This window comes from Streptomyces sp. BV286 (assembly GCF_019090165.1).
GTDB lineage: Bacteria > Actinomycetota > Actinomycetes > Streptomycetales > Streptomycetaceae > Streptomyces.
This window is the reverse complement of sequence record NZ_JAHRIB010000117.1, coordinates 1-848: the sequence shown is the minus strand read 5'-3', so window position 1 is coordinate 848 and position 848 is coordinate 1. Positions and strand designations below refer to the sequence as shown.

At 70.6% G+C, this 848-nt stretch carries 1 protein-coding gene; it reads right to left on the bottom strand.

Going from position 1 to position 848, the window contains the following annotated elements:
- Window positions 1-742 (bottom strand): SpoIIE family protein phosphatase (locus tag KUF83_RS16425; protein WP_217455438.1); only part of this gene is annotated, 742 nt, incomplete at its 3' end.
- Between the last annotated feature and the right edge of the window lie 106 nt (window positions 743-848).

The following is an 848-nucleotide window of genomic DNA, read 5'->3' as shown; positions in this document are numbered from 1 at the left end:
GGGTCTGGCGGGCCTGTTCGGCCAGATCCGCCCCCGCCCGGCGGGCGCCCCGGGAGGCGTTGACCAGGAGGGTGGCGATGAGTGAGGCGTCCACGTCGTGGCCCATGGCGTCGGTGACGGACAGGTGCAGCGTGTCCTGGTCGAGGGTGTAGTCGTAGGTGTCACCGGCGATGTCGGAGGCGGGCACCAGCGCGCCGGCGAGGGAGAACTCGGGAGCTTCGCAGGAGGGGGCCGGGGGCAGGGGCTGGCGCTGGATCTCTGCGGCGAGGCTGACTGTGGTGGTGTGGTTGCCCCGGTGGTAGAGGTCGGTGAAGCGGCGGTCGGTGACGATGATGTACGCCAGCGCGTGCGCGGCCTCCTCCACCTGCTCCAGCACGTCCTCGGTGACCTGGGTGAGGAACAACTCCAGAACCCCGATGGCGTCGCCGCGGTTGGTGACCGGGGCCAGGGCCCGCCGGTCCTGCCCGCCTTCCGGTGCCTGGACGAGTTTCTGGGTGCGCAGGACCTCGTCGTAGATGCTGCTGCCGGCGAGAGGGACCTGGTCGGGGTGGTGCTCGTGGTAGGTGGCCGTTTTCTCGCTGACCCGCAGCAGGCGCCGGCCGACGACGTCGGCGAACAGGAACGACACGTACCGTGCGCCGAACCGCTCCCGCAGGTTGTCCGCGACGACGTCCAGCGAACGTACCGGTGCGGCGTCCTCCGCCGCCGCCAGCACCTGTGCCGGTGCGATCCGGTCACGCATCCGCTTCAGCCTCCGCTGCGGGGTGAGTTGCCCCGCCTGCTCTTGCCGGCATGACCGTATGCGTCGCGGCGAGGGCGGCGATCACACCTTTCGAAAGGCTCGAGGT